We start from the raw sequence: 22,851 nt of genomic DNA, 5'->3' as shown, positions 1-22,851 counted from the left end.
TCGGGTCCGATATCACAACCGTTCTCCTTCGATTACCCACATGGTTTCCGGAAAGGCCCAGGGCAGAACCAAACCATGATGCATCAGCCACGCGCCGGAAACCTCGATCGGTCCGGTCTTGAGCACCGGCTCCCCCCGGCTCAGCGCCGGAATGCCGGCCCGGTTCAGAAACCTGATCCGGTAACGCGCGGGCGGGTCCAGCGCCGTCAGCCGCAGGGGCCGCGGCGAGATCTGGGTCGAGGTCGCGGCCTTGCCCGCAAAGATCACGAACCTGTCACCCTCGCGGGTCATCTGCTGCTCTGCAAGAACGGCGGGGTCGGCGCTGTCCAGCCGGAGGATATCCGCGCCCGCCATCCAGTCGCGGTTGGCTTTCCACCACGCGGTGACTTGCCTGAGAACGGCGGCTTCGCGGGTGTCCAGCTCACGCGGATCCATCTCGAAGCCCATATGCCGCTGTGCCGCCACCCAGGCCCGGAAAGCGATATCCAGAACACGCCCCGAGGTGTGGCAGCGCCGAGGTCCCACATGGGAGCCGGTGACGACCATCGGCAGAAACAGCGCCGCGTCATGCTGGATCCGAAGACGCTCCAACGCATCGTTGCTGTCGCTTAGCCAGACACGCTGAGTCCGTTTCATGATCCCGAAATCTATCCGCCCCCCACCCGAGGCGCAGCTTTCGATCTCCACCTCGGGGAAATCCGCGCGCAGCCGGTCGATCAAGGCATAGGATCCACGGGTCTGGTCCGCATCGGGCATCGGCAGAACCCGGTTATGGTCCCATTTGACATAGTCGATCTCGTGCGCCGAGAGGATGGCGGCCATCCGATCATAGATGAAGTCGCGCACCTCCGGCAGCGCCATGTTCAGCGCTTTCTGCTGGCGCCCGAGCGTCTGGTCCTCGCCGCCAAGGGCCCAGTCGGGATGGGCCCGGTGAATGTCGCTGTCGGGGTTGATCATCTCGGGTTCGAACCAGATCCCGAAGCTCATTCCAAGCCCGTGGACATGTCGGATCAGCGGGTCGAGTCCTTCGGGATACTTGCGCGCATCGACCTCCCAATCGCTCAGGGAGCGGGTATCGTCATCGCGCTGGCCGAACCATCCGTCATCAAGCACGAACCGCTCCGCCCCCAGATCGGCCGCACGGCTCGCGATATCCTTCAGAACCGGAAGCGAGTGGTCGAAATAGACGGCCTCCCAGCAATTGTAATGCACCGGCCGCGGGACCGCAGGCTTTGGCCAGTTCACGATCCTGTCCCGGAGGTGACGTTGAAACGCGACCGCGCAACCGTTCAGCCCGCTTGCGGAATAAGTGATGTAGAGCGCGGCGCTTTCGAAGCGTTTCGCAGGCCTGGTTTCCATCCGCGCGGCATGGCCGAACTGCACCTGACGCCGCCCATCGGGCAACTCCTCGGCGATCATCTTGTGCCCGCCGGACCAGCCGTAATGGAAGCCATAGGCCTCCCCGGTAGTATTGCTGCACCCGATGCAGGGGACCAGAAGGCCCGGAAAATGCTCATGCCCTGTCCGTCCGGTGCGGTTTTCGCGATATCGCATCCCGGCGGACCAGGGTGTGCGATTCAACTGAAACTCGCCGCACCAGCGCCCCGAGACATCAATCATCTCCACGCTTTGCTGCGGCGCGGGCAGAACCGGCGCCGCCAGCCAGTGCAGATGTACCGGGTCCGACGCATCCAGACGCGACCGCGCGGTGATGACCCGCGTGCTGGTATCGGCCAGGAAAAAAAATGTCAGCGTCAGGCCGTTCTCGGCATCCGCGAAAATCAGCCGCAGGCTCTGCCCGTCGCCTTCCTCGGCGATGAAGCAGAATTTCGGCAAAAGCGGCGTACCGTCGCCCGCACGCAGGATCAGCCCGGGCTGGCCCGGAAACGTTCGCACAGCCTCGGGGCAGAGCGACAGATCGGGGTTTTCGTCCAGCATACCGCCGGTCACGTCGATCGCATGGGCCGCGTGCAGCGTGGCCAGATCCTCATCATCGGGCAGCGGGGCGCCCCAATAAACGACTTGCGGCAGGCGGTCGCCATGGGCGGCCAGCACAAGCGTCTGCCGCCCGCCATCGTCCAGCCGCCATGTCCGCGCCTCGCCGCGGACAGGCAGGACCGCGCGGTCGTCAACCGGCGCATGCGCCGGGGCCGAAGGGATATCCGCGCTGTCGGGAAAACTCGCCATCAAGGTACCCAGATCGTTATTTCACGGCCCCCAGCGTCAGGCCCGCTATGAAGTGTTTCTGCATGGCGAAAAACATTGCCACGGGCGGGATCGCCGCCACGATGCTGCCCGCGCTCATCAGGTGATACATCGCCCGGTACTGCGCGTTAAAGCTGGTGATCCCGGCGGTGACCGGCTGGCTTTCGGGGCTCTGGGTCAAGACCACCGCCCAGAAGTAATCGTTCCAGATGAAGGTGAAGATCAGCACCGCCAGCGCCGCAATCGCGGGCCGCATCAGCGGCAGGACCACATACCAGAAGATGCGCCATTCGCTGACCCCTTCGACGCGCGCCGCTTCGATCAGTTCCCGCGGCAACGCCCGGATGAAATTGCGCATGAACAAGGTACAGAACCCGGTCTGAAAGGCGATGTGAAACAGAACGAGCCCGATGCGGGTGTCATAGAGCCCCATATCCAGCGTCAGGTCGCGCACGGGCACCATCAGGATCTGGAATGGCACGAAGTTACCGGCCACGAACATGAAGAAGATCAGGAGATTGCCCTTGAAGCGATAAACGCCCAGCGCGAACCCGGTCATGCAGGAAAGCGCTACCGCGCCCGCCACGGTCGGCACCGTGATCATCACCGAATTCCACAGATATCGCGGCATGTCCGACCCGGTGAACACGAGGAAGTAATTGGCAAATCCCTCGAAGCTGCTTGGCCGGCCCCAATAGTTGCCGGTGGTGAAATCGGCGCCGGGTTTGATGGAAAACCACATCACCGCCAGAAGCGGCAACAGCCACAGGACCATCGCGACAGGCAGCAAAGTCTGATAGGTTAGCTGCCAAGTGCGGGATGTTTTTGCGATAGGCGTCGGAAACATCTCTCAGACCCCCTTCTCGTCGCGGTACATCTTCCACAGGAAGCCCGCGATATAGATCAGCATAATCAGGAAGAGGATGACCGCGATGGCGCTTCCATAGCCCATCCGGAACCCGAACTCGCTGAGCGCGACGTCCCACATGTAGAAAGCCAGAACGCTGGTGGAGTAGAAGCCGGGCCCGCCATCGGTCATGATCGAGATCAGATCGAAGGAACGCAGCGCCCCGATCACCGTGACGACGAAGGCGATGAAGGTCGCCGGCCGAAGCTGCGGCAGCACCACGTACCACAGCATCTTGGGACCCTTGGCACCGTCCAGCCGCGCCGCCTCGATCTGTTCCGGATCCACCGCATTCAGGCCCGTGAGATAGAGGATCATGCAATAGGCCGTCTGCGGCCAGAGGCCGGCAGCGATGATGCCGTATGTGGCATAGCGCGTATCGCCCAGAATGTTCACCGGGCCCAGACCGACAAGGCCCAATAGCTCGTTGATCATGCCGAAAGTCGGGTCGTAGAACCATGTGAAGACAAGGCCCACGACCACCTGGCTGATCACGAACGGAAAGAAGAACAGGGATTTGTAAAGGCGGATGCCGGTGACAGTCTGGTTCAGGAAAAGCGCGATGAACAGACCGCCGGGGATCGCCAGAAGATAGAGGACCAGCCAGATCGCGTTGTTTCTGAGCGATGTCCAGAAATCGGGATCGTCCCAAAGATCGCGGTAATTCTCCAGACCGACATAAACCGCCGTGCTGGTGCCATCGGGCCGGTCCAGCCCGTTCCAATCGTAGAACGATATCTGGAAGCTCTGGAAAATCGGGACGATGACATAGACCGAGAAAAACAGGAGGCCGGGCAGAAGGAACAGCCAAGGCGCGATGGCCTGCTGGCGGAACCGGCGCGGAGGCGCGGCAATCTCGGTTTCAGGCATGGCTGTCATGGTCATGGCGGGAGCCCTCCGGCGAGCGATTCACGCAGGCTGCACGCACCGCGGATGATCCAGAGACACAGCCGATGCATATCGGCCTGGGTCCGGTAGGGTGGCCCGCCGATCCGGAAACCGGCGAGCCGCAGATCCACGGGGATGGGCCAAGGGGCTCACCCCCATTCGCATCCTCAATAAAAGCGCTGGCGCGCCTGTTCCAGGCGGTCGAGAACCGAGTCGAGCGAGGAGGGGTCGACCATGAAGGTCTGGAACCCCTGCATCGCCACCTGTGCCATCTCCGCCGGGGCGTCCCGGTCGAAGAATTGCGCGATACCGCCGGGGCTGTTCTGGCTCAGCATCTCGAACCCGGCATTCAGGAACTCGTCGTCATCGACGGAGGACTGGGAGTTCACCGGCAACTGGCCAAGACCATCGCCGCCGTTGATCAGCGTCTGGTTTTCCGCCGAGGTCACGAACAGCAAGAAGGCCCGCGCCGCCTCCACGTTATTGGCGCCGGAGGGGATGTGGAACGTATCGGTTGGCGCATCTTCGGCCATTTCGATCGAGGGATCGATCTGCGGGAACTGGTAGAACCCGATCTGATCGTCGGTGAGCCCCGCCTCGCGCATCGGCGCCACGGCAAAGTTGCCCATCAGATAGGCCGCCGCTTCGCCGTTGACCATGAAGGGCAGCGCTTCCTGCCAGCTGTAGGTCTGGTGATTTTCCAGAAACGCGCCCATGTCGATCAGTTGCTGCCAGTTGGCGAATGTGGCCCGGACACGATCATCGGTCCACGGGATCTCGCCATTGGTCAGCGCCATGTGGAAATCATAACCGTTGGTGCGCATGTTCAGATAGTCGAACCAGCCGCCGGCGGTCCAAAGGAACTTGGTGCCGATGGTATAGCAGAACCGGCCGGAATCGATGATCGCCTGGCAGTTCGCAATCTCCTCATCCCAGGTCTCGGGCGCTTCAAGCCCAAGTTCTTCGAAGATGTCCTCGCGGTAGTAAACACCCCATTGGTAATAGGTGTAGGGCACGCCATAAATGCCGTCGCCGATCGTCATCGAGGCCTGCGTGGAAGCCAGAGTCTCGGTCAGCCCGCCCTCTTCCCAGAGATCGGAGATATCGGTGAATAGGCCCGCCTCCACATAGGGCAGCATCCGGTTGCCCGCATACCAGTTCGCCACATCGGGCGGGTTGGCCTGAAGGAAGTTTCGGATCTGCGTCTTGTAGGCTTCCCGGTCGATGATCGTCAGTTCGATGTTCAGATCGGGGTGCATTTCGCCGAACCGCTCGACCATGCCTTCCATCACCGCGCGGGGCGCGGGGTTGGACATGTCCGAGAAGATCACAAGATCGCCCGAAAGCGCCGCGTGGCTCTCGGCAAAAGCCGAGCCAGACAGGATGGTGGCCGCCGCCAGGGCAGCAGCGCCGGTGGTAAAGATGGACCGCATGGTTTCCTCCCGATTGGTTCCATTATGTGAAACTTAGTTTCTTATGTTGAAATCATAACGCGACTCGGCTTAGGCTTGTCAACAGTTTCCTCCGCACCGCCAGAGTGCCGACCGAGAACGGAGGACGCGATGGGAGGAACAGTTTTGGGACATGCCGCGAACAATTCCGGCGACAAACCCGGTGACGGAGACAAACCCGGTGACGGAACCGTGGGCAAGGCGCTTGGCGTTCTGGACGAAGTGGCCGGGTTCGGCCGTCCGGTCCGGTTCGGCGAATTGCTCTCGCAAAGCCCCTATCCCAAGGCCACGCTCTACCGGTTTCTGCAAACCCTCACCAATCAGGGCATGCTGGCCTACGAGCCCGAACGGCAGACCTATACGCTTGGCATCCGGCTGGTCCGGCTGGCCCATGCGGCATGGCAGACCTCGTCGCTTGCCCCCATTGCTCGGCCCCATATCGACCTGCTGAGTGAAGCCGTGGGGGAAACCGTGCATCTGGCGCAGCTTGACGCGGCCCAGGTTCTCTATGTCGACAAGCGTAACGCGCGTGACCCGCTGCCGATGTATTCGCAGGCGGGCAAGGTCGGCCCGGCCTATTGCACCGGTGTGGGCAAGGCGATGATCGCCTTTCTGCCCGAGGACGACCTCTCGCCCATACTGGCCCAGCAATCCTTTCACAGGTTCACGCCGAACACGCTTGCCTCCGAAGCCGCGCTTCGCACCGAACTGGCGCGCATCCGGTCGCGCGGATACGCCTTCGACAGGGAAGAGCACGAGCCGGGCATCATCTGCGTCGCGCTTCCGATTCTTACCGCGAGTAGCCGGGTTCTCGGGGCGCTGTCGGTCACATCCTCGACAGAACGCACCTCTCTCGACGCGCTGGAAGATCATGTGCCGCTTATCCGGCGAACCGCGCAAGCCATCGCAGAGGAGGCGCAAAGCTGGCGCTTTCCCGATGCGGACACCACACCGAAAATCGGGAGGGGATAACCCATGTCAGGCGTCACACTCAGCAATGTCGTGAAGAAATACGGTGACGTGCAGGTCATCCATGGCGTCGATCTGCAAATCGATCACGGCGATTTCTGCGTTTTCGTCGGGCCGTCCGGCTGCGGGAAATCCACGCTGTTGCGCATGGTGGCCGGGCTGGAGGAGACCACGGGCGGCAGGATCGAGATCGGCGACCGCGACGTCACCCATATGGACCCCGCAGATCGCGGCGTGGCGATGGTGTTCCAGACCTACGCGCTTTATCCACACATGACCGTGGCCGAGAACATGGGTTTCGGTCTCAAGATGAACGGCCATCCGAAGGAAGAGATCAGGAAAAAGGTAACCGAGGCCTCCCGCGTCCTGAAGCTCGACGACTATCTGACCCGCAAACCCAAGGCCCTGTCGGGGGGCCAGCGGCAGCGTGTTGCCATCGGTCGAGCCATCGTGCGCGGGCCCGAGGTGTTCCTCTTCGACGAGCCCTTGTCCAATCTGGACGCCGAATTGCGGGTCGAGATGCGGGTGGAAATCGCGCGTCTGCATCAGGAAATCGGCGCCACGATGATCTATGTCACCCATGATCAGGTGGAGGCGATGACGCTGGCCGACAAGATCGTGGTTCTGCGCGCCGGCATCATCGAACAGGCCGGGCGTCCGCTGGATCTCTACAACGATCCGGACAATCAGTTCGTGGCAGGCTTCATCGGCTCGCCGGCGATGAATTTCTTCCCCGGTCAGGCCGCCGCGGGGCTGGTGACCGTGCCGGGCCTCGGCGGCGCGGAAATGGCTCCGGGCCTCACCAATATCGGCACCGGCGCGGTAACCGTGGGCCTGCGACCGCAGCATCTGAAGATCGTGGAAGGGGAAACCCATCGTGTGGATCTCAGCGAACAGCTTGGCGGCGTGGCCTATCATTATCTGACGGCGCAGGACGGCACGCGCATCATCGTCGAAGCCCATGATCAGAACGCGCCCGCACCCGGCAGCACCGTAGGGCTCAGCTTCGATGCCGACGCACCACTGTTCTTCGACGCGGAATCCGGCCTGCGCCTGCGATAACGCCCGCCACGTTGGCAACACGCTCCGTCACGGCCCGAAAACCCGGCATGTCACACAACCAACGGAGGCGTTACCCACCTTCGGCCACAAGATATTGGACTTCGGGACAGTTCGGGTTTAGCTAGGTTCTAAGAGGTCGAACAACACCACAGGCACCCCGTTCATGCGCCGCTTGATGTCTCGCCGCACCTTGCTTGGGGCTTTGCCCGCAACGCTGGCCGCACCTGCGCTTCTGGCGCAGACGCCGCCCCGCCCAGACGATCTGACAACCCATGCCGGCAGGCTCGATCAGCTTCGCACGCTGATCATCACGATCGGCGGGCAAACCCGCTTCGCAAACGCATTCGGCGGTCGCAGGCTCGACCAGAGCGCCAATATCAAATCCGTCTCGAAAACCGTTCTTGCCACGCTGACCGGCATCGCCATCGACCGCGGCATCCTGGAGGGGGCGGATCAACGGGTTCTGCCCGTTTTGGGGCGCGCGCCCTTCGGCGACGCGCGGGACGATCTGACCATCGGCGATCTTCTGTCCATGCGGGCCGGGCTGGAAAGCACCTCGGGCGAGAATTACGGTGCCTGGATCGCCAGCCGCGACTGGGTCGATTACGCGCTGACCCGCGATCTGGTCAGCAGGCCGGGCGGACGCTTCATCTATTCCACCGGATCGTGGCACATTCTTGGCGCGGCGCTGTCGCAGGCCAGTGGTCTCAGCCTGCTGGAGATGGCCCGCGTATGGCTTGGCGCGCCGATGGGCATCGCGTTCCCGCCCTGGGTGCAGGACCGTCAGGGCCGCTATCTCGGGGGCAACGAGATGGCAATGACGCCGGGCGATCTGGCGCGGATCGGCGAACTGGTTCTCAATGAAGGTCGCGTCGGCGACGAGCAGGTGGTGAGCGCCGAATGGATCCGCACCTCCTGGCAGCCGCGGGGGCGCTCGCGCTGGTCGGGCGATGCCTATGGCTATGGCTGGTTCCTCACCAGCTTTGCCGGTCAGCAGGCCTGCTACGGCCGGGGCTACGGCGGCCAGATGCTGGTGGTGGTGCCCGCGCTGGACATGTCTATTTCCATCACGTCCGATCCGACTCTGCCCGCGCGATCCGGCGGATACTTCAGCGATCTGCGCGCGCTGGTGGATCACGCGGTCGCCGATTTCGCCACCGCATGACCGCCGGTCAGGGTGCGTCCTGCCCGACCTCGGAGAGGTCTTTCAGGATCGGGCAATCCGGCCGGTGATCGCCGGCGCATTTCTCGACCAGATCGGCCAGCGTATCGCGCATGGCTGACAGCTCCTTCATCTTTTCCTCGATCCCGGCCAGATGCGTCTTGGCGATCCGCTTCACATCCGCCGATGCACGGCCCCGATCCTCGTAAAGCGCCAGCAGCGCCCGGCATTCCTCGATCGAAAACCCCAGACCGCGCGCCCGGCCCAGAAAGGCCAGTTTGTGAACATGCGCGTCGGTGAAACTGCGATAGCCATTGGTGCCGCGCAGGGGGTGGATCAGTCCAATTTCCTCATAGTAGCGGATGGTTTTCGCCGGCAACCCGGTCCGCTCCGCCACATCGCCGATATTCATGCCGCCTCCATCCGTCTGAGCCGCAGCGCGTTCATTACCACAAGAACCGAACTTGCAGCCATCGCACCGGCCGCCAGTATAGGCGACAGGAACGGCCCGCCGAACAGTGCCAGAAAACCGGCCGCCACCGGGATCAGCGCCACGTTGTATCCGAAGGCCCAGACGAGGTTCTGCACGATGTTCCGCATCGTCCGGCGGCTGACCTCGCTCGCCGTCGCTACGCCTGATGGCGCCCCGCTTATCAGAACCACATCCGCGGCCTCCATCGCCACATCAGTGCCGGATCCCAAGGCCACACCCACATCCGCCGTCGCCAGTACGGGCGCGTCGTTGATGCCGTCGCCCACGAACGCGACCTTGAGGCCTTCGGCCTGCCACGCTTCGACCCGGGCCAGCTTGTCCTCCGGGCTGAGCCGGGCAAAGCTTTCGTCGATGCCAAGCCTATGCGCAACCTCGTCGACGGGCCCCCGCGCATCGCCTGACAAAAGCGCCACGCGTTTGCCCTGCGCCTTCAGCGTGGCGATGGTCTGGGCCGCATCCTCCTTGACCGGGTCGGCCAGGGCAATCGCTCCCAGATAGTCGCCGTCGCGGGCGACATGGATAAGCGTTTCGCTGCCGTCGCCGGACAGCTCTTCGCTTATGCCCGCCTCCGCCATCATCGCTTCGGTCCCGATCCGGATCACCGCCTCGCCGTCCTGCGCGGTCACACCCACGCCGGTGACGCTTTGGAAGCCGGACACCTCGGGCAACGTAAGGTTCCGGGCTCTGGCCTCAGCCACAACCGCCTGGCCAAGGGGATGCTCCGAGTTCTGTTCAACCGCCGCAGCCAGCGCCAGAAGCGCGTCGCCGGGCCCGGAAACCGGAGCGATCCGCGTCACCGCAGGAGCGCCCAGGGTCAGCGTTCCAGTCTTGTCGAACGCCACCAGATCCACGCGGCCGAGACTTTGCAGGGCATCGCCCTTGCGGAAAAGTACGCCCAGTTCCGCCGCCCGCCCGGTCCCCGCCATGATCGAGACGGGCGTGGCCAGCCCCATCGCACAGGGACAGGCGATGATGAGTACGGAAACCCCGATCACCAAGGCCTTCACCGGATCGGGACCAAACAGGAACCATGCTCCGGCCGCCGTGATCGCAATGACCAGCACGATTGGCACGAACACGCCCGTGACCTTGTTGATCAGGCTCTGGATGGGAAGCCGCGTGGCCTGCGCATCCTCTACCATCCGCACGATCTGGGCCAGCACCGTATCGGCGCCGACATGGGTCGCGCGATAGACCAGAGATCCGGTCGTGTTCAGCGTACCGCCCGTCACCGTGTCACCGGCGGCCTTGGCCGATGGCACCGGTTCGCCCGTTATCATGGCCTCGTCGATATAGCTTTCCCCGTCGATCACGACCCCGTCCACGGCCACCCGCTCACCAGGGAAAAGGCGCAGCTCGTCGCCCGGAGCAATGGCGGCCACTGCGACGGCCTCGCCATTGGCGCGAGTCGCCGTCTCCGGTCGCAGCCCCATCAATTGCCGGATCGCATTGCCGGCCTGCCCGCGGGCACGAACCTCCAGATACCGGCCAAGCAGGATCAGCGTCACGATCACCGCCGCCGCTTCGAAATAGACGAAGCGCGAGGTCTCGGGGACGAGCCCGGGCGCGAAGGTCACCACCGTGGAAAAGGCCCAGGCCGCGAAGGTTCCCAGCACCACAAGCGAGTTCATCTCAGGCGCGCCACGCAGGAGCGCGGGCACCCCATGGCGAAAGAAGATACGCCCCGGCCCCGCCAGAACGAGCGTGGTCAGCAAAAACTGAGTGAAATGCGAAGGAAAGGTTCCGATATTGGCCATCACCCAGTGGTGAAACGGCGGGATCAGGTGGCTGCCCATTTCCAGAATGAAAACCGGCAGGGTCAGAACGCCGGCCAGCAAGAAGCTGCGCCAGAGCGCGGCGATCTCGCTGGCAGAGTCGTCACCCGGGTCGCCCGCCTCGGCAACGGGCGTGACCGGGTAGCCGGCCGCCGCCATATGCGATTGCATCGCGTGCAGGTCCAGCGGGCCGCCACTTTCGATTTCCGCGCTGTGGGTTGCGAGGTTCACATGCGCCTTCTCCACGCCAGGGATGCTCAGCAGCGCGGTTTCGGCGCGTGCCACACAACTTCCGCAGGTGAGGTTTTCGACACTCAGCCGGGTGATCTGTGCGGATGTCTCGGCATGTACAGGGTACCCGGCTTGAGACATCGCCTGTTCCAGCGCAGGCATGTCCAACGGCCCTTCGCTTGTAACATCCGCCCGTTTCGTGGCCAGGTTCACCGTCGCTGAAACGACGCCGGGTTGCGCGGCCAACGCTGCCTCGGCCCGGGCCACGCAGCTGCCGCAGGTGAGGTTTTCAACCTTCAGTCGGGTTTCTGAAAAGCTTTGATCTTTGGGCATCGGGCAGGTCCAGCATTTGCGGTCCTGCCTCACATAAGGTTTCCAGCAACTGGAAGGTCAAGGGCTTTCTATCCGGAAATCCAGTCGAAAAACCCCTCCCCCGCCTCGGCCCGCAGCGCAGCCGCCATCGCGGCGCCCAGTTCGGGCCCGTCTTCAACCGGCGCGCGCCTGTCGTCATTAAGCACTTCGGATCCATCCGGGCGCAGGATCTCCCCGCGCAGGCGCAGCGTGCCGCCATCCAGCTCGGCCAGCCCCGCGATCGGCGTCTCGCAGGATCCATCGAGCCCGGCCAGAAATGCGCGTTCCGCCGCAAGCCGCTGACCTGTTGGTCCGTCATGGATCGCCTCCAGAAACTTTGCCGCGCGGCTATCGTCGGCCCGTCTTTCGATGCCTATGGCGCCCTGTGCTACGGCCGGCAGCACCTCCTCCACTTCAATCGCCGATTTCACTACTTCTTCCATGCCCAGCCGACGCAACCCAGCCATTGCAAGGAATGTGGCATCCGCCACGCCGTTGCCCAGTTTCATCATTCTGGTCTGCACATTGCCGCGAAACTCCACCACCTCCAGATCGGGGCGCCGCGCCATAAGCTGCGCCCGCCGGCGCAGGCTTGAGGTGCCCACCTTTGCGCCGGGTTCCAGGTCGCCCATCGCGCCATGGGTCAACGATACGAACGCATCTCGCACATCCTCGCGTGGCAGATAGGTATCGAGCAGCAATCCTGGCGGCTGCTCCACCGGCATGTCCTTCATCGAATGAACGGCAATGTCGATCTTGCCCGACAACATGTCCTCTTCGATTTCCTTGGTGAACAGTCCCTTGCCCCCGATCTCTTTCAGCGGTCGGTCCAGCACCTTGTCACCGGTGGTCTTGATGATCACGATCTGAAAGGCCTCAAATGGCAGATCGAAGGCTCTGGCCAGCCTGGCGCGGGTCTCGTTGGCCTGCGCCAGCGCGAGCGGCGAGCCACGGGTTCCAATCTTCAGAGGCGAGGCGGGGGAGGGCATTTCGGTCGTCATTTCATATTCCTATATGTGTCAACTTGTCTTGACAACGGGCCTTGGCTTGACAGTTTGCCTGCCGGACGGGACGGTGCGGCGAAGACAAAGGATCATACGAATGCCTGACACCAAAAAACTCCTCCGCAGCCTCGCCGGCGAGACATTGCCAACCCCGCCCGTCTGGATGATGCGGCAGGCCGGGCGCTATCTTCCAGAGTACCGGGAAACGCGCGCGGAGGCGGGGGACTTCTTGTCGCTCTGCTACAATTCCGATCTGGCGGCCGAGGTGACGTTGCAGCCGATCCGCCGCTATGGTTTCGACGCGGCGATCCTGTTTGCCGATATCCTGCTCCTGCCCGATGCGCTTGGGGCGGATGTCTGGTTCGTCACCGGCGAAGGCCCGCGGCTGTCAACCATCACGGGGCCCGAAGGGCTTGCGCCTCTGAAGGGCAAGGATGACATCCACGATCACATGGCGCCGGTCTACGAAACACTCCGTATCCTCTCGCGCGAGCTTCCGGCTGAGACCGCGCTGATCGGCTTTGCAGGTGCCCCCTGGACGGTTGCGACCTACATGATAGCCGGGCGCGGCACGCCGGATCAGGCCCCGGCCCACAAATTGAAGGCCGAGGACCGCGCAACATTCGATGCGCTGCTGCACCTTCTGACCGAGGCGACGATCGAGTACCTCTCCAAACAGGTGGAAGCCGGCGCGGAGGTCGTGAAGCTCTTCGACAGCTGGGCCGGGTCGCTGAAAGGCGACGATTTCGCGAGATACGCGCTGGCGCCCGCAAAGCGGATCATATCCGAGCTGAAATCCCGCCACCCCGGCCTGCCCGTCATCGCCTTCCCGCGCGAAGCCGGCGACGCCTATCTGGGTTTCGCAAAGGCCGTCGGCGCCGACGGGCTTGCCATCGACACGTCGGTGGATGCCGCATGGGCGGCGAAGCACCTGCAACCTGACAGCTGCATTCAGGGCAATCTGGATCCCCGGCACATGGTTACCGGGGGTCAGGCGCTGGTCGATGATACCCGCGCCATCGTCGCGGCATTCAGGGGCGGACCGCATATTTTCAACCTGGGCCATGGCATCACCCCGGACGCGGACCCCGAGAACGTGCACCGGATGCTGGAGGCGATCCGCGGCTGATGACACCGGGCTTCGACGTCGCCGTGATCGGACGCGGGCTGATGGGGAGCGCCTGCGCCCGCCATCTCGCCGAAGCCGGCGCGTCAGTGGTCCTGGTCGGGCCCGACGAACCCGATGATCGCGCCACATTTACCGGCCCTTTCGGCAGCCACCACGATCAGGGCCGGATCACGCGGAAACTGGCCCATGACCCGGACTGGTCCCGCCTGTCGAGCCGCTCCATCGCGCGTTACGGCGATCTGGAGGCACGCAGCGGCCTTTCCATCTTCACCTCGTGTGGCGGCATGATGGCCGGCCCCGTGTCGGGTCGGGGCGATAGCTTCACCAAGGGTTTCCTGGCCGTCGCAAGGGATCTGGGCATCGCCCATGAGTATCACGATGCGACCACCCTGCCTGATCGCTTCCCGTTCTTCCGGTTTGCCCCCGGCACCCGCGCCGCCTGGGAGGCGACCGGCGGCCACATCAACCCCCGCGCGATCCGGGATGCCGAAGCTCTGCTGGCCGAACGTGCCGGCGCCGAACTGGTCCGCAGCCCCGCCACACGCTTGCAAGGCAGGGAGGTCAGGCTGGCGGACGGCACGCATCTGGAGGCGGATCATGCGGTCGTGGCCACCGGAGGCTATGCCGCCACCGACCGGCTCTTGCCCGCGCGCCCGCGCCTGCGGGTTTACGCCCGCACCATCGCATTCGCCGAGGTCGATGAGGCCGAGGCCGCGCGGCTGGCGCATATGCCAACCCTTATCTTCATCCCTGAAGGGCTGGCTTATGATCTCTATGTTCTGCCGCCCATCCGCTATCCCGATGGCAGGCTCTACCTGAAAATCGGCGGTGAGGGAGACAGCCCGATCTTGCAGGATTATGCCGGCATGACCGAGTGGTTTCAGGGCGATGGCAACTCTGCGGTCGGCTCGGACCTGATCGGCCATCTTCGCGAGTTGATGCCGGGTCTGGCGATCCGGTCGGTACATACGGGCAGTTGCGCGGTCAGCTTTACCGAAACCGGCTTCCCCTATATCGCGCGGCTGTCCGACAGGCTCACCCTTCTGACAGGTGGCAATGGGGCGGGCGCGAAATGTTGTGATGAGTTGGGGCGATTAGGGGCGATGGTTGCCCGCGGGCAGCACCTGAACGCGGAAGGATACGACACGGACTTTCGCGCCATGCTTGACTGAACCCCACATAATCACCCCCGGCCCGTCCATCGGGCGAGCCGGGGGGTTGTGTTGTGAAGACCCGGATCAGAACCGGAAGTTCAGTGAAAGTGCCGCGGTCGTTGCCTCGGCTTCCAGTCCGCCCAGATCGAAATCGTCGAATTCATGGTACAGAACTTCGGCGCCAAGGGTCACGTTCTGAGACAGGAAGATCTCATAACCCAAACCGGCGAAGTACCCGTCGGAATCGCCCACGGCCGCGGCGCTGGTTTCAACCCGCGCCCAACCGGCGGTCGCATAGATCCAGTTACGGTTCAGGTCGATACCGGCCCGGGCACCGACGCGCAGGACGGAATCGACATTCGTCACGCCGCCCAGATCCACATCCGTGGTGTCGTATTGCAGACCGCCACCGACGATGAAGTCGCCAAAATCGTAATCGTAATAGGCGCGGATACCGATCAGCATGTCGTCGCCGCTGAGCGCGGCCACACCGCTGGTTTCCACATCGATCTGGCCAAACTGCAGACCGACCGAAGGGCCGGTCCAGTCATAGGCCGGCGCGGGCGGAACGATCGTCACCGGCGGCGGCGTTGTCGTTTGCACCGGGCCAGAGGCAAGCGCGGGAGCGGCCAGCGCAAGCATTGCAGTGCTTAGTGCAAGTGTCTTGATACGCATCTTTTCCTCTTTCCGTGTTTATTGATGGGCAAAACCCATAATAATCGATAGTAGAACGAACCCGAAACGCAGCAAGCGCGCGGGTTGTTAACTATTGCGTGAACGCCCGAACCCGTCATCAGGTTCCCTGCTCGGCGCTTGTCTGGCTCCCGCACAAGAGTTATGCGCGCAGAATGACCTATCGCGACCCCGGGCAGATCGACGTGCTTGCGCCGAATTTCAAGCGTCGCCTGTCGGGCGTGACGGCAACCGTGGTGCGGCTGGTGCCGTTGCAGGCCGACAGTATCGCGATTGCCGCCGTTGCGCCCGCGCTCCCCGATCACGTTCCGCAGATCCGCCGGCGCGACCTTCTGACGATGTCCGCCTCCGGCCCGTCGGGACACCGGGTGTGGCATGCGCGGCGGAACTCCGAAATGCTGGCCGGACTGGTCCTGAAACATCTGTTTCGCAAACGGCTGAAGCTGCTTTTCACCTCCGCCTCCCAACGCCGCCACACCGGGTATTCGAAATGGCTGATCCGGCAGATGGACGCCCTGATTTCCACTTCATGTAAAACCGCTGACTATCTGGATCGCCCGTCCCGCGTGATCCTGCATGGCATCGACACCGGAAACTTTTCTCCGCCCGCAGACCGTGCAGCGATCAAGGCCTCGCTTGGCTTGCCGCCAGGGCCGATTGTCGGGTGCTTCGGACGCATCCGCGCGCAGAAGGGCACGGATGTCTTCGTCGACGCGATGATCGAACTGCTGCGCGACCGGCCCAAGGCCGCGGCGATCGTCATGGGGCGCGCGACCGAGAAACACCGCGGCTTCGAGCGGGATCTGAAGGCAAGGGTTGCCGCCACCGGCCTTTCCGACAGGTTTCTGTTTCCGCCGGAAGTCCCCGTTCACGACATTGCCAGATGGTATCAGGCACTCGATCTGTTCATCGCGCCGCAAAGATGGGAGGGGTTCGGCCTCACCCCGCTGGAAGCCATGGCCTGTGGTGTTCCGGTGATTGCGACGACAGTCGGCGCGTTCGAGGAGCTGATCGTTCCCGGCGAAACGGGCGCACTCATTCCGCCCGGCGATGTCGCCTCGATGGTCAGCGCTGCCGCGAAGCTGCTTGACGACCCGTCCGAGCTGTCCCGCCAATCGGCCAACGCCCGGTCCCATGTGGTGTCAGATTTCGGGATCGAGCGCGAGGCAGAGGCGATCGTGACCATCTACCGCGCGCTTCTGGATGCTGCGGAATAGGTTGCAAAAGATCCGAAAATCGTGCTTTTTTGTAACCTGTTTCAGGTCCACTTCGCGACCGGTGGCAAGCTCATCAACACGGCATTCGCATCGTGACCCGTCTCCAGCCCGAATTTCGTGCCCCGGTCATAGACCAGATTATACTCCGCATAGAGCCCTCTATGAACCAGTTGCGCCTCCCGGTCGGCCTCGGTGAATGCCGCATGCCGGCGCTTCTCGACCACCCCCAGAAAGGCGGGCAGGAATGCCCGGCCCACATCCTGGGTGAAGGCGAAGTCGGCCTCCCAGTCGCCGGTGTTCAGGTCATCGTAGAAAATGCCGCCGACCCCGCGGGCCCGGCCCCGGTGCGGCACGAAGAAATACTCATCCGCCCAGGCCTTGAAGCGCGGATAATAAGCCGGCTGATGCCGGTCGCAGTGATCCTTCAGCACGTCATGAAACGTGGCCGTATCCTCAGGGTACTCGATCGCAGGGTTCAGGTCAGACCCGCCGCCGAACCACCATGCACTGGGGGTCCAGAACATGCGCGTGTTCATATGAACGGCCGGCACATGCGGGTTCTGCATATGTGCCACCAGGGAGATGCCCGAAGCCCAGAAGCGCGGATCGTCCCTGAGGCCCGACAGGTCCTTGCGCGCTGCCATGGCCTGCACCGCGCGCTCGCCCAACGTGCCATAGACGGTGGAAACGTTGACGCCGACTTTCTCGAACACCCGCCCCCCGCGCATAACGCTCATCAGTCCGCCACCCGCATCGCTGCCGTCATCGGACGCGCGTGTGGTTTCGGAGACATCAAACCGGCCGGGTTCCTGCCCGCCGCCCTGCGTGTCTTCCAGCCCTTCGAAGGCTGCGACGATTTCATCGCGCAAACTGCGGAACCACGCGGAGGCGCGGGCTTTGCGGGTCTCGAACATGTCGGTCATGGTGGTCCTTCTCTCGCTCCGGACGATTTATGCCCAGACCATTCGGCCAGAGCAAGATGCGCGACCGATTGACCCTGGATCATCTCGCCGGTGGCAGATGTTGCGGCATCATCCGGAGCATCACCGATATGTTCCTCACAACCCGCCGCATGCAAAAAATTGCTTCCGGCGTTAACGTCTTTGTCATGGATTTCCTTGGGAAAATCCCCTACGATTGGGGAAACGCCGCACAAGACGGCACCAGAGGCAGATAGAGCAGGTCTCGTGAGACACAGACGGATTTCATTGGCCCTCTTCGGGTTCATTGCGCTTTTGTGCGTGGTGCTGACGATCAGTGCGCCAGCACGCGCGGCGCCCTATGCCGCCATGGTCATGGATGCACGGACCGGAGAGGTGTTGCATTCCCGGAACGCCGATACCCGTCTTCATCCCGCATCGCTGACCAAGATGATGACGCTCTACATCGCGTTCGAAGCCGTGCGCCTTGGCGAAATCACCATGGATACACCAGTGACGATCTCGGCCAATGCCGCTGCGGAGCCGCCTTCGGAGTTGGGTCTGAGGGCCGGATCAAGGATCTCCTTGCGCTATCTCGTGCGCGCTGCGGCCGTGCGATCGGCAAATGATGCGGCCACAGCCATCGGCGAGGCGATAGAAGGCTCCGAAGCAGCCTTCGCACGTCGCATGAACCGTACAGCAAGCGCCTTGGGCATGACCCGCACGACCTTCCGCAATGCTCACGGCTTGACCGAAGAAGGCCACCTGTCGACGGCCCGTGACATGACCGTGATGGGGCGCCGTCTCTTTTTCGACTACCCGCAATATTACAATATCTTCTCCCGGCGTTCGACCGATGCGGGAATTGCAACGGTTCGCAACACCAACCGCCGGTTCCTTGACGCCTATCGCGGAGCGGACGGGATCAAGACAGGCTATACCCGGGCAGCCGGGTTCAACCTCGTCGCCTCGGCCGAGCGCGGTCAGGAGCGGATCATCGCGACCGTTTTCGGGGGCCAATCCACGGCCTCCCGAAATCAGCGGATCATGGAGCTTCTGGATATGGGGTTCGCCCGTGCACCCACGCGCGCAACGATCCGGCGGCCAAGTCTGCCGACCTATGACAACCAGCCAAGCCGGCCCGGCAGCCCCGCAACCCTGGCCGTGGCACAAAGCATCGTTCCGGTGCGCCGTCCGGTCCGCGAAGCCTCGCCCGTGCTGCTTGCCGCGATCGACGCCGCGGTGGAAGACGCCCTGGAAGATGCGGTCACCGCTACGGTGGAGGCCCCGGCGGCGGAAGATGCAGCAGCCACGGTGGCCGCCCCCGCCGAACCCTCCGACGCGCCCGCAGCCACACTGATTGCCGAGGCGGCGGCCATGGAGCCCGCCCAACCCGACGCCATCGAAGTTGCCGCGCTGACCCCGTCGGATACATCCCCCGCGCCCCGGCCCATGCAACTGACCGAGGTTGTGGCCCGCGCCATGCCGCTTGAACCCGAGGTCGTGACCCGCGCCTCTTCCACCGGCAGCCGGCTTTACGGTGTCTCGCTTGGTCGCTACCCAACCCGTCACGGTGCCGAACGTCTGTTGCTGACCACGGCGCTGGCGGAACTCGGCACGTTCGACGAAGCCCTGCGCCGCGTCGTCAGCCGCTCCGGCGGGTTCGAGGCGCGGTTTGACGGCATGACCGAGGATCAGGCCGCGCGCGCCTGTGCCCGGTTGATGGCGCGTGCCGTGACCTGCACCACCTACGGCCCCTGATCCGTTCCGACCCGCCGGAGCCCGGGCGAAAGCACACCCCATGTTGCAACCGCTGCACCCCGCTGCCGAATGGCGGCATTTGCGGGGAACCCTCTTGCCGCAGCGGCCAAGCCCCGGCACATAGGCACCATGAGCAGAATTCCCCGCTTCGCCCTTCTTATCGGACTTGCCGGCCTGATCCCTTTTCTGTGGGGCGCCGCCACTCTGACCAACCCCGCCCTGCAAGGCTGGTCCGCGCGCGTGCTGGGGTCAGCACTCACCGGGCCGTTTGTGCTTCAAACCTATGGCATCGTGATCCTGTGCTTCATGTCCGGCGCGCTGTGGGGCTTCGCCACGAAGGCCACGGGCGCCGTCGCCGCAACCGGGTATGCGCTCTCGGTGCTGCCCGCGCTCTGGGCGTTTTTCATGGCCCAGGGCCGGCCCGATAGCGCCATAGTCGCGCTTCTGGCGGGGTTCATCGCGTTGCTGCCGATGGATTACATGTTCTGGCAACAGGGGCTCGCGCCACGTTGGTGGATGGCGTTGCGTCTGCTGCTGACGGCGGTTGTCGCGGCCTGCCTTGCGGTGGGAATTGTCAGATGACGGATCACGAGACGCTCAGGGCCTATTCCGACCGTATAGACGAATATGCCGCCGTCGCGATGACGGAAATTCAGGCCCGGGCAATGGTGGATTTCATATCCCATCTGCCAAACGGCGCGCACATTCTCGATCTTGGTTGCGGCCCGGGTGTCCATGCGGCGGCCATGCAGGCCGCCGGGCTTCGGGTCACGGCGCTAGACCCGATCGCCGAATTCGTCGAGGTCGCACGGGCGCGCGGGGTGGATGCCAGACTTGGCGGTTTCGATGATGTCACCGGAACCGATCTGTATGACGGGGTCTGGGCCAGCTTTTCCCTGCTTCATGCGCGTCGCGCCGACTTTGCCCGCCATCTCACCGCCCTGGCGAAGGCCCTGAAACCGGGGGGGCTCCTCTTTCTCGGGATGAAGCTGGGCACGGGCGAGGCGCGGGACGATATCGGCCGGTTCTACACCTATTACACCGAGCCCGCGTTGCGCGAACATTTGGAGGATGCCGGTCTGACGGTTCTCAGCACCGAAACCGGCGAGGGCCGCGGCCTTGCGGGAACGCTCGACCCCTATATCCTGATCATCGCCCGTGGCTGAGTTGTTCGCCTATACCGACGGGGCCTGTTCCGGCAATCCCGGTCCCGGCGGCTGGGGCGCCCTGCTGATCGCGCGCGACGGCGACCGCGTCTTGAAGACCCGCGAATTGAAAGGCGGCGAGGCGGACACCACCAACAACCGGATGGAACTGCTGGCCGCGATCCATGCCCTTGAGGCGCTGGACCGTCCCTCCACGCTGACCGTCATCACCGACAGCGCCTATGTCAAAGGCGGCATCACCGCGTGGCTGCATAGCTGGAAACGGAACAACTGGCGCACAGCCACGAAAAAACCGGTCAAGAACGAGGATCTGTGGCGCCGTCTGGATGCGGCGAATGCCCGCCACACTGTGACCTGGGAATGGGTGAGGGGGCATGCCGGCCACCCCGAAAACGAACGCGCCGACGCCTTGGCCCGGGCCGGCATGGCCCCGTACAAGCCGACATGATCGCCATGCTGGATTATGCCGCCGTGGCGGTCTTTGCGCTGACCGGGGCATTGGTCGCGTCCCGCGCGCAGCTGGACATCATCGGCTTCTTCTTCGTCGCCTGCCTGACGGCGGTCGGCGGTGGCACGATCCGCGACCTGCTGCTTGACCGCGACCCGGTGTTCTGGCTTGCCGATCCCACCCATCTGGCCATTGCCTGCGCCGCCGCGTTTCTCGTCTTCTTCACCGCCCATCTTCTGGAAAGTCGGTATACGGTGCTGCTTTGGCTGGACGCCGCGGCCCTGGCCATCGCGGTCGCCGCAGGCGTCAGTGTGGCCGGCGCGATGGATCAGTCGGTGCCGATCATCCTTGTGATGGGAGTTGCCACCGGCACGCTTGGCGGCCTGATGCGCGATGTCGTCTGCAACGAGGTGCCGCTGGTCCTGAAACAGGGGGAGCTCTACGTCACCGCCGCCCTTGCCGGGGCCGGGGCCGCCCTTGCCATACCGTATCTGACCGCCGATCCGCTTGCCCCGATCATGGCCTGCATCCTGACCACCTTTGCCCTGCGGGCAGGCTCGCTTGCCTTTGGCTGGCGATTACCGGTCTACCGGCCACGCCCGCCCAGGTCCTGAGCGACGGCAAACCACAGCGGGGTGAAACGCCCCTCGCCCGAATCCCGTCCTCTCCGGGAAATCGGCGGTCACTTCCGGCGGTTGCGCCGCCGATGCGCCCATTCCGTCGGGATCAGCACCAGTGCCGCCGCCGACCCGATGATCGCATCCACACCGGGCGACCCAAAGCTCAGATGAAACATCACCCGCAGCATGAAAACGACGATCACCGCCCCCAGCGCTATCAGGACCGATGGAATGATCCCGTTATGGGTGATCCCCCAGCGTTCGAAGAGATAGCCCATGAGCCCGCCGATCATCAACGAGCCGAAAAACGCGAAAAAGCCCATCATCCGTCTCCCAACACTGTGCCCGGAGCAACCGGGGTTCCGCGCAAAAACGTCTCGCCATCCTGCCGGGCGCGCCCCTCGGCCTGAAGTTCGGTCAGTTCCACCGCGCCCGTGCCGCAGGCCACGCGCAGCCCGTCCAGCACGACGCCGGGTTCACCCTCGCCCGGCACGACCCGGCTGCGCAAGAGCTTGATCCGCCGGTTGGCCAACATCGTCCACGCCCCCGGAAAGGGGGAGAGTCCACGGATCAGCCGATCCACCTCCATCGCCGGTCGGGCCCAATCCACCCGTGCCTCGGCCTTGTCGATCTTCGCCGCATAACTCACACCGGCTTCCGGCTGCGGCTGAGCCACAAGCTCATCGCGCCGCGCCAGAGCCTCGACAATCGCGTCCGCGCCCAGAGCGCTCAACCGGTCATGCAAATCGCCGGCCGTTTCCTCAGCCCCGATTTCGACGGTCCTGCGCAGCAGGACAGGCCCGGTATCGAGCCCGGCCTCCATCTCCATGATGCAGATGCCGGTTTCCCGGTCACCCGCCATGATCGCCCGGTGGATCGGCGCGGCGCCCCGCCACCGGGGCAACAGGCTTGCATGGATATTGAGGCAACCGCCTGCCGGCGCGTCCAGGATCGCCTGCGGCAGGATCAGCCCGTAGGCCACGACCACGGCGACATCGGCACCAAGCGCGGCGAAGTCCGACTGCGCATCGGGCGTCTTGAGCGAGATTGGATGGCGGACCGTCAGCCCCAGCGCCTCGGCGCGCGATTGCACCGGCGAGGGCCGGTCCTTCTTGCCCCTGCCCGCGGGGCGCGGTGGCTGACAATAGACCGCCGCAATATCGTGGCCCGCGTCGACCAGCGCCTCCAGCACCGGCACCGAAAACGCCGGCGTGCCCATGAACACAACTCTCATACGTGCCTCTC

General features: G+C 63.9%; 23 protein-coding genes. 12 read left to right on the top strand and 11 right to left on the bottom strand.

Translation table 11 applies throughout. The features are described 5' to 3' along the window. Positions 1–12: 12 nt before the first annotated feature. The 4 genes from D9R08_RS01545 to D9R08_RS01530 form a co-directional block, all read right to left on the bottom strand. On the bottom strand, positions 13–2,187 hold the full coding sequence (locus D9R08_RS01545) for an alpha-galactosidase (protein WP_121896236.1): 2,175 nt from the start codon (positions 2,185–2,187) through the stop codon (positions 13–15). A gap of 16 nt (positions 2,188–2,203) precedes the next feature. Next, positions 2,204–3,052, bottom strand: coding sequence for a carbohydrate ABC transporter permease (locus D9R08_RS01540; protein ID WP_121896235.1), 849 nt, complete (start codon positions 3,050–3,052; stop codon positions 2,204–2,206). Between the two features lie 3 nt (positions 3,053–3,055). Continuing rightward, a complete protein-coding gene (locus D9R08_RS01535; RefSeq protein WP_121896234.1) occupies positions 3,056–3,991 on the bottom strand; it encodes a carbohydrate ABC transporter permease in 936 nt (311 codons plus the stop codon). Between the two features lie 176 nt (positions 3,992–4,167). Then, positions 4,168–5,433, bottom strand: coding sequence for an ABC transporter substrate-binding protein (locus tag D9R08_RS01530; protein WP_121896233.1), 1,266 nt, complete (start codon positions 5,431–5,433; stop codon positions 4,168–4,170). A 129-nt stretch (positions 5,434–5,562) separates the two neighbouring features. On the opposite strand from D9R08_RS01530, the gene D9R08_RS01525 reads away from it, so the two are divergent. The 3 genes from D9R08_RS01525 (at position 5,563) to D9R08_RS01515 (ending at position 8,647) form a co-directional block, all read left to right on the top strand. After that, complete coding sequence (locus D9R08_RS01525; RefSeq protein WP_121896232.1) at positions 5,563–6,423, top strand: IclR family transcriptional regulator; 861 nt, start codon at positions 5,563–5,565, stop codon at positions 6,421–6,423. Between the two features lie 3 nt (positions 6,424–6,426). Further along, positions 6,427–7,482 (top strand): ABC transporter ATP-binding protein, encoded by a 1,056-nt coding sequence (locus D9R08_RS01520; protein ID WP_121896231.1) that lies wholly within the window; start codon positions 6,427–6,429, stop codon positions 7,480–7,482. 175 nt (positions 7,483–7,657) lie between these two features. After that, the gene (locus D9R08_RS01515) at positions 7,658–8,647 is read left to right on the top strand and encodes a serine hydrolase domain-containing protein (protein WP_121896794.1); all 990 of its coding nucleotides are present in this window, start codon (positions 7,658–7,660) and stop codon (positions 8,645–8,647) included. A gap of 7 nt (positions 8,648–8,654) precedes the next feature. On the opposite strand, the gene cueR is transcribed toward D9R08_RS01515, so the two are convergent. From cueR to hemC, 3 genes are all read right to left on the bottom strand, one after another. After that, entirely contained in the window at positions 8,655–9,056 is a 402-nt protein-coding gene (cueR, locus tag D9R08_RS01510) for a Cu(I)-responsive transcriptional regulator (protein ID WP_121896230.1), read from the bottom strand. Then, complete coding sequence (locus D9R08_RS01505) at positions 9,053–11,476, bottom strand: heavy metal translocating P-type ATPase (RefSeq protein ID WP_121896229.1); 2,424 nt, start codon at positions 11,474–11,476, stop codon at positions 9,053–9,055. The genes cueR and D9R08_RS01505 overlap by 4 nt, the downstream gene beginning before the upstream one ends. 68 nt (positions 11,477–11,544) lie before the next feature. Continuing rightward, on the bottom strand, positions 11,545–12,495 hold the full coding sequence (hemC, locus tag D9R08_RS01500) for a hydroxymethylbilane synthase (RefSeq protein WP_121896228.1): 951 nt from the start codon (positions 12,493–12,495) through the stop codon (positions 11,545–11,547). Positions 12,496–12,595: 100 nt separating this feature from the next. On the opposite strand from hemC, the gene hemE reads away from it, so the two are divergent. Then, positions 12,596–13,627, top strand: a complete 1,032-nt coding sequence (hemE, locus tag D9R08_RS01495) for a uroporphyrinogen decarboxylase (RefSeq protein ID WP_121896227.1) — start codon at positions 12,596–12,598, stop codon at positions 13,625–13,627. Continuing rightward, a complete protein-coding gene (locus tag D9R08_RS01490; RefSeq protein WP_121896226.1) occupies positions 13,627–14,799 on the top strand; it encodes an NAD(P)/FAD-dependent oxidoreductase in 1,173 nt (390 codons plus the stop codon). Before hemE ends, D9R08_RS01490 begins: the two co-directional genes overlap by 1 nt. Before the next feature lie 66 nt (positions 14,800–14,865). Here the strand turns inward: D9R08_RS01490 and D9R08_RS01485 are convergent, their stop codons facing one another. Then, positions 14,866–15,456, bottom strand: a complete 591-nt coding sequence (locus D9R08_RS01485) for an outer membrane protein (protein WP_121896225.1) — start codon at positions 15,454–15,456, stop codon at positions 14,866–14,868. A gap of 173 nt (positions 15,457–15,629) precedes the next feature. Here D9R08_RS01485 and D9R08_RS01480 point away from each other — a divergent pair, with 173 nt between their 5' ends. Beyond that, entirely contained in the window at positions 15,630–16,691 is a 1,062-nt protein-coding gene (locus tag D9R08_RS01480) for a glycosyltransferase family 4 protein (RefSeq protein ID WP_121896224.1), read from the top strand. Between the two features lie 41 nt (positions 16,692–16,732). Here D9R08_RS01480 and hemF read toward each other — a convergent pair whose 3' ends face one another. Next, positions 16,733–17,614 carry an oxygen-dependent coproporphyrinogen oxidase gene (gene hemF, locus D9R08_RS01475; RefSeq protein WP_121896223.1) on the bottom strand — a complete coding sequence of 294 codons (882 nt, stop codon included), beginning with the start codon at positions 17,612–17,614 and terminating at the stop codon, positions 16,733–16,735. A gap of 56 nt (positions 17,615–17,670) precedes the next feature. Between hemF and D9R08_RS19180 the strand changes: the two genes are divergently transcribed. The 6 genes from D9R08_RS19180 to D9R08_RS01450 all read left to right on the top strand — a co-directional run bounded on the left by D9R08_RS19180 (position 17,671) and on the right by D9R08_RS01450 (position 21,600). Next, positions 17,671–17,868 carry a hypothetical protein gene (locus D9R08_RS19180; RefSeq protein ID WP_199709248.1) on the top strand — a complete coding sequence of 66 codons (198 nt, stop codon included), beginning with the start codon at positions 17,671–17,673 and terminating at the stop codon, positions 17,866–17,868. Between the two features lie 10 nt (positions 17,869–17,878). Further along, a complete protein-coding gene (locus D9R08_RS01470) occupies positions 17,879–19,372 on the top strand; it encodes a D-alanyl-D-alanine carboxypeptidase family protein (RefSeq protein WP_407690584.1) in 1,494 nt (497 codons plus the stop codon). Between the two features lie 129 nt (positions 19,373–19,501). Further along, positions 19,502–19,954: a DUF3429 domain-containing protein gene (locus D9R08_RS01465; RefSeq protein WP_121896221.1), complete on the top strand. Its 453-nt coding sequence runs from the start codon at positions 19,502–19,504 to the stop codon at positions 19,952–19,954. Then, positions 19,951–20,538 (top strand): class I SAM-dependent methyltransferase, encoded by a 588-nt coding sequence (locus tag D9R08_RS01460; protein ID WP_121896220.1) that lies wholly within the window; start codon positions 19,951–19,953, stop codon positions 20,536–20,538. The genes D9R08_RS01465 and D9R08_RS01460 overlap by 4 nt, the downstream gene beginning before the upstream one ends. Next, positions 20,531–20,986, top strand: a complete 456-nt coding sequence (gene rnhA, locus D9R08_RS01455; protein ID WP_121896219.1) for a ribonuclease HI — start codon at positions 20,531–20,533, stop codon at positions 20,984–20,986. The genes D9R08_RS01460 and rnhA overlap by 8 nt, the downstream gene beginning before the upstream one ends. Beyond that, positions 20,983–21,600 carry a trimeric intracellular cation channel family protein gene (locus tag D9R08_RS01450; RefSeq protein ID WP_121896218.1) on the top strand — a complete coding sequence of 206 codons (618 nt, stop codon included), beginning with the start codon at positions 20,983–20,985 and terminating at the stop codon, positions 21,598–21,600. Before rnhA ends, D9R08_RS01450 begins: the two co-directional genes overlap by 4 nt. A gap of 68 nt (positions 21,601–21,668) precedes the next feature. Here D9R08_RS01450 and D9R08_RS01445 read toward each other — a convergent pair whose 3' ends face one another. Beyond that, on the bottom strand, positions 21,669–21,929 hold the full coding sequence (locus tag D9R08_RS01445) for a hypothetical protein (RefSeq protein ID WP_121896793.1): 261 nt from the start codon (positions 21,927–21,929) through the stop codon (positions 21,669–21,671). Continuing rightward, positions 21,929–22,840 carry a methionyl-tRNA formyltransferase gene (fmt, locus tag D9R08_RS01440; RefSeq protein WP_121896217.1) on the bottom strand — a complete coding sequence of 304 codons (912 nt, stop codon included), beginning with the start codon at positions 22,838–22,840 and terminating at the stop codon, positions 21,929–21,931. The genes D9R08_RS01445 and fmt overlap by 1 nt, the downstream gene beginning before the upstream one ends. Positions 22,841–22,851: the final 11 nt, after the last annotated feature.

This window comes from Rhodophyticola porphyridii, from assembly GCF_003688285.1.
Taxonomy (GTDB): domain Bacteria; phylum Pseudomonadota; class Alphaproteobacteria; order Rhodobacterales; family Rhodobacteraceae; genus Rhodophyticola; species Rhodophyticola porphyridii.
The sequence above is the reverse complement of the archived record's forward strand: the minus strand, read 5'-3'. Positions and strand labels throughout refer to the sequence as shown.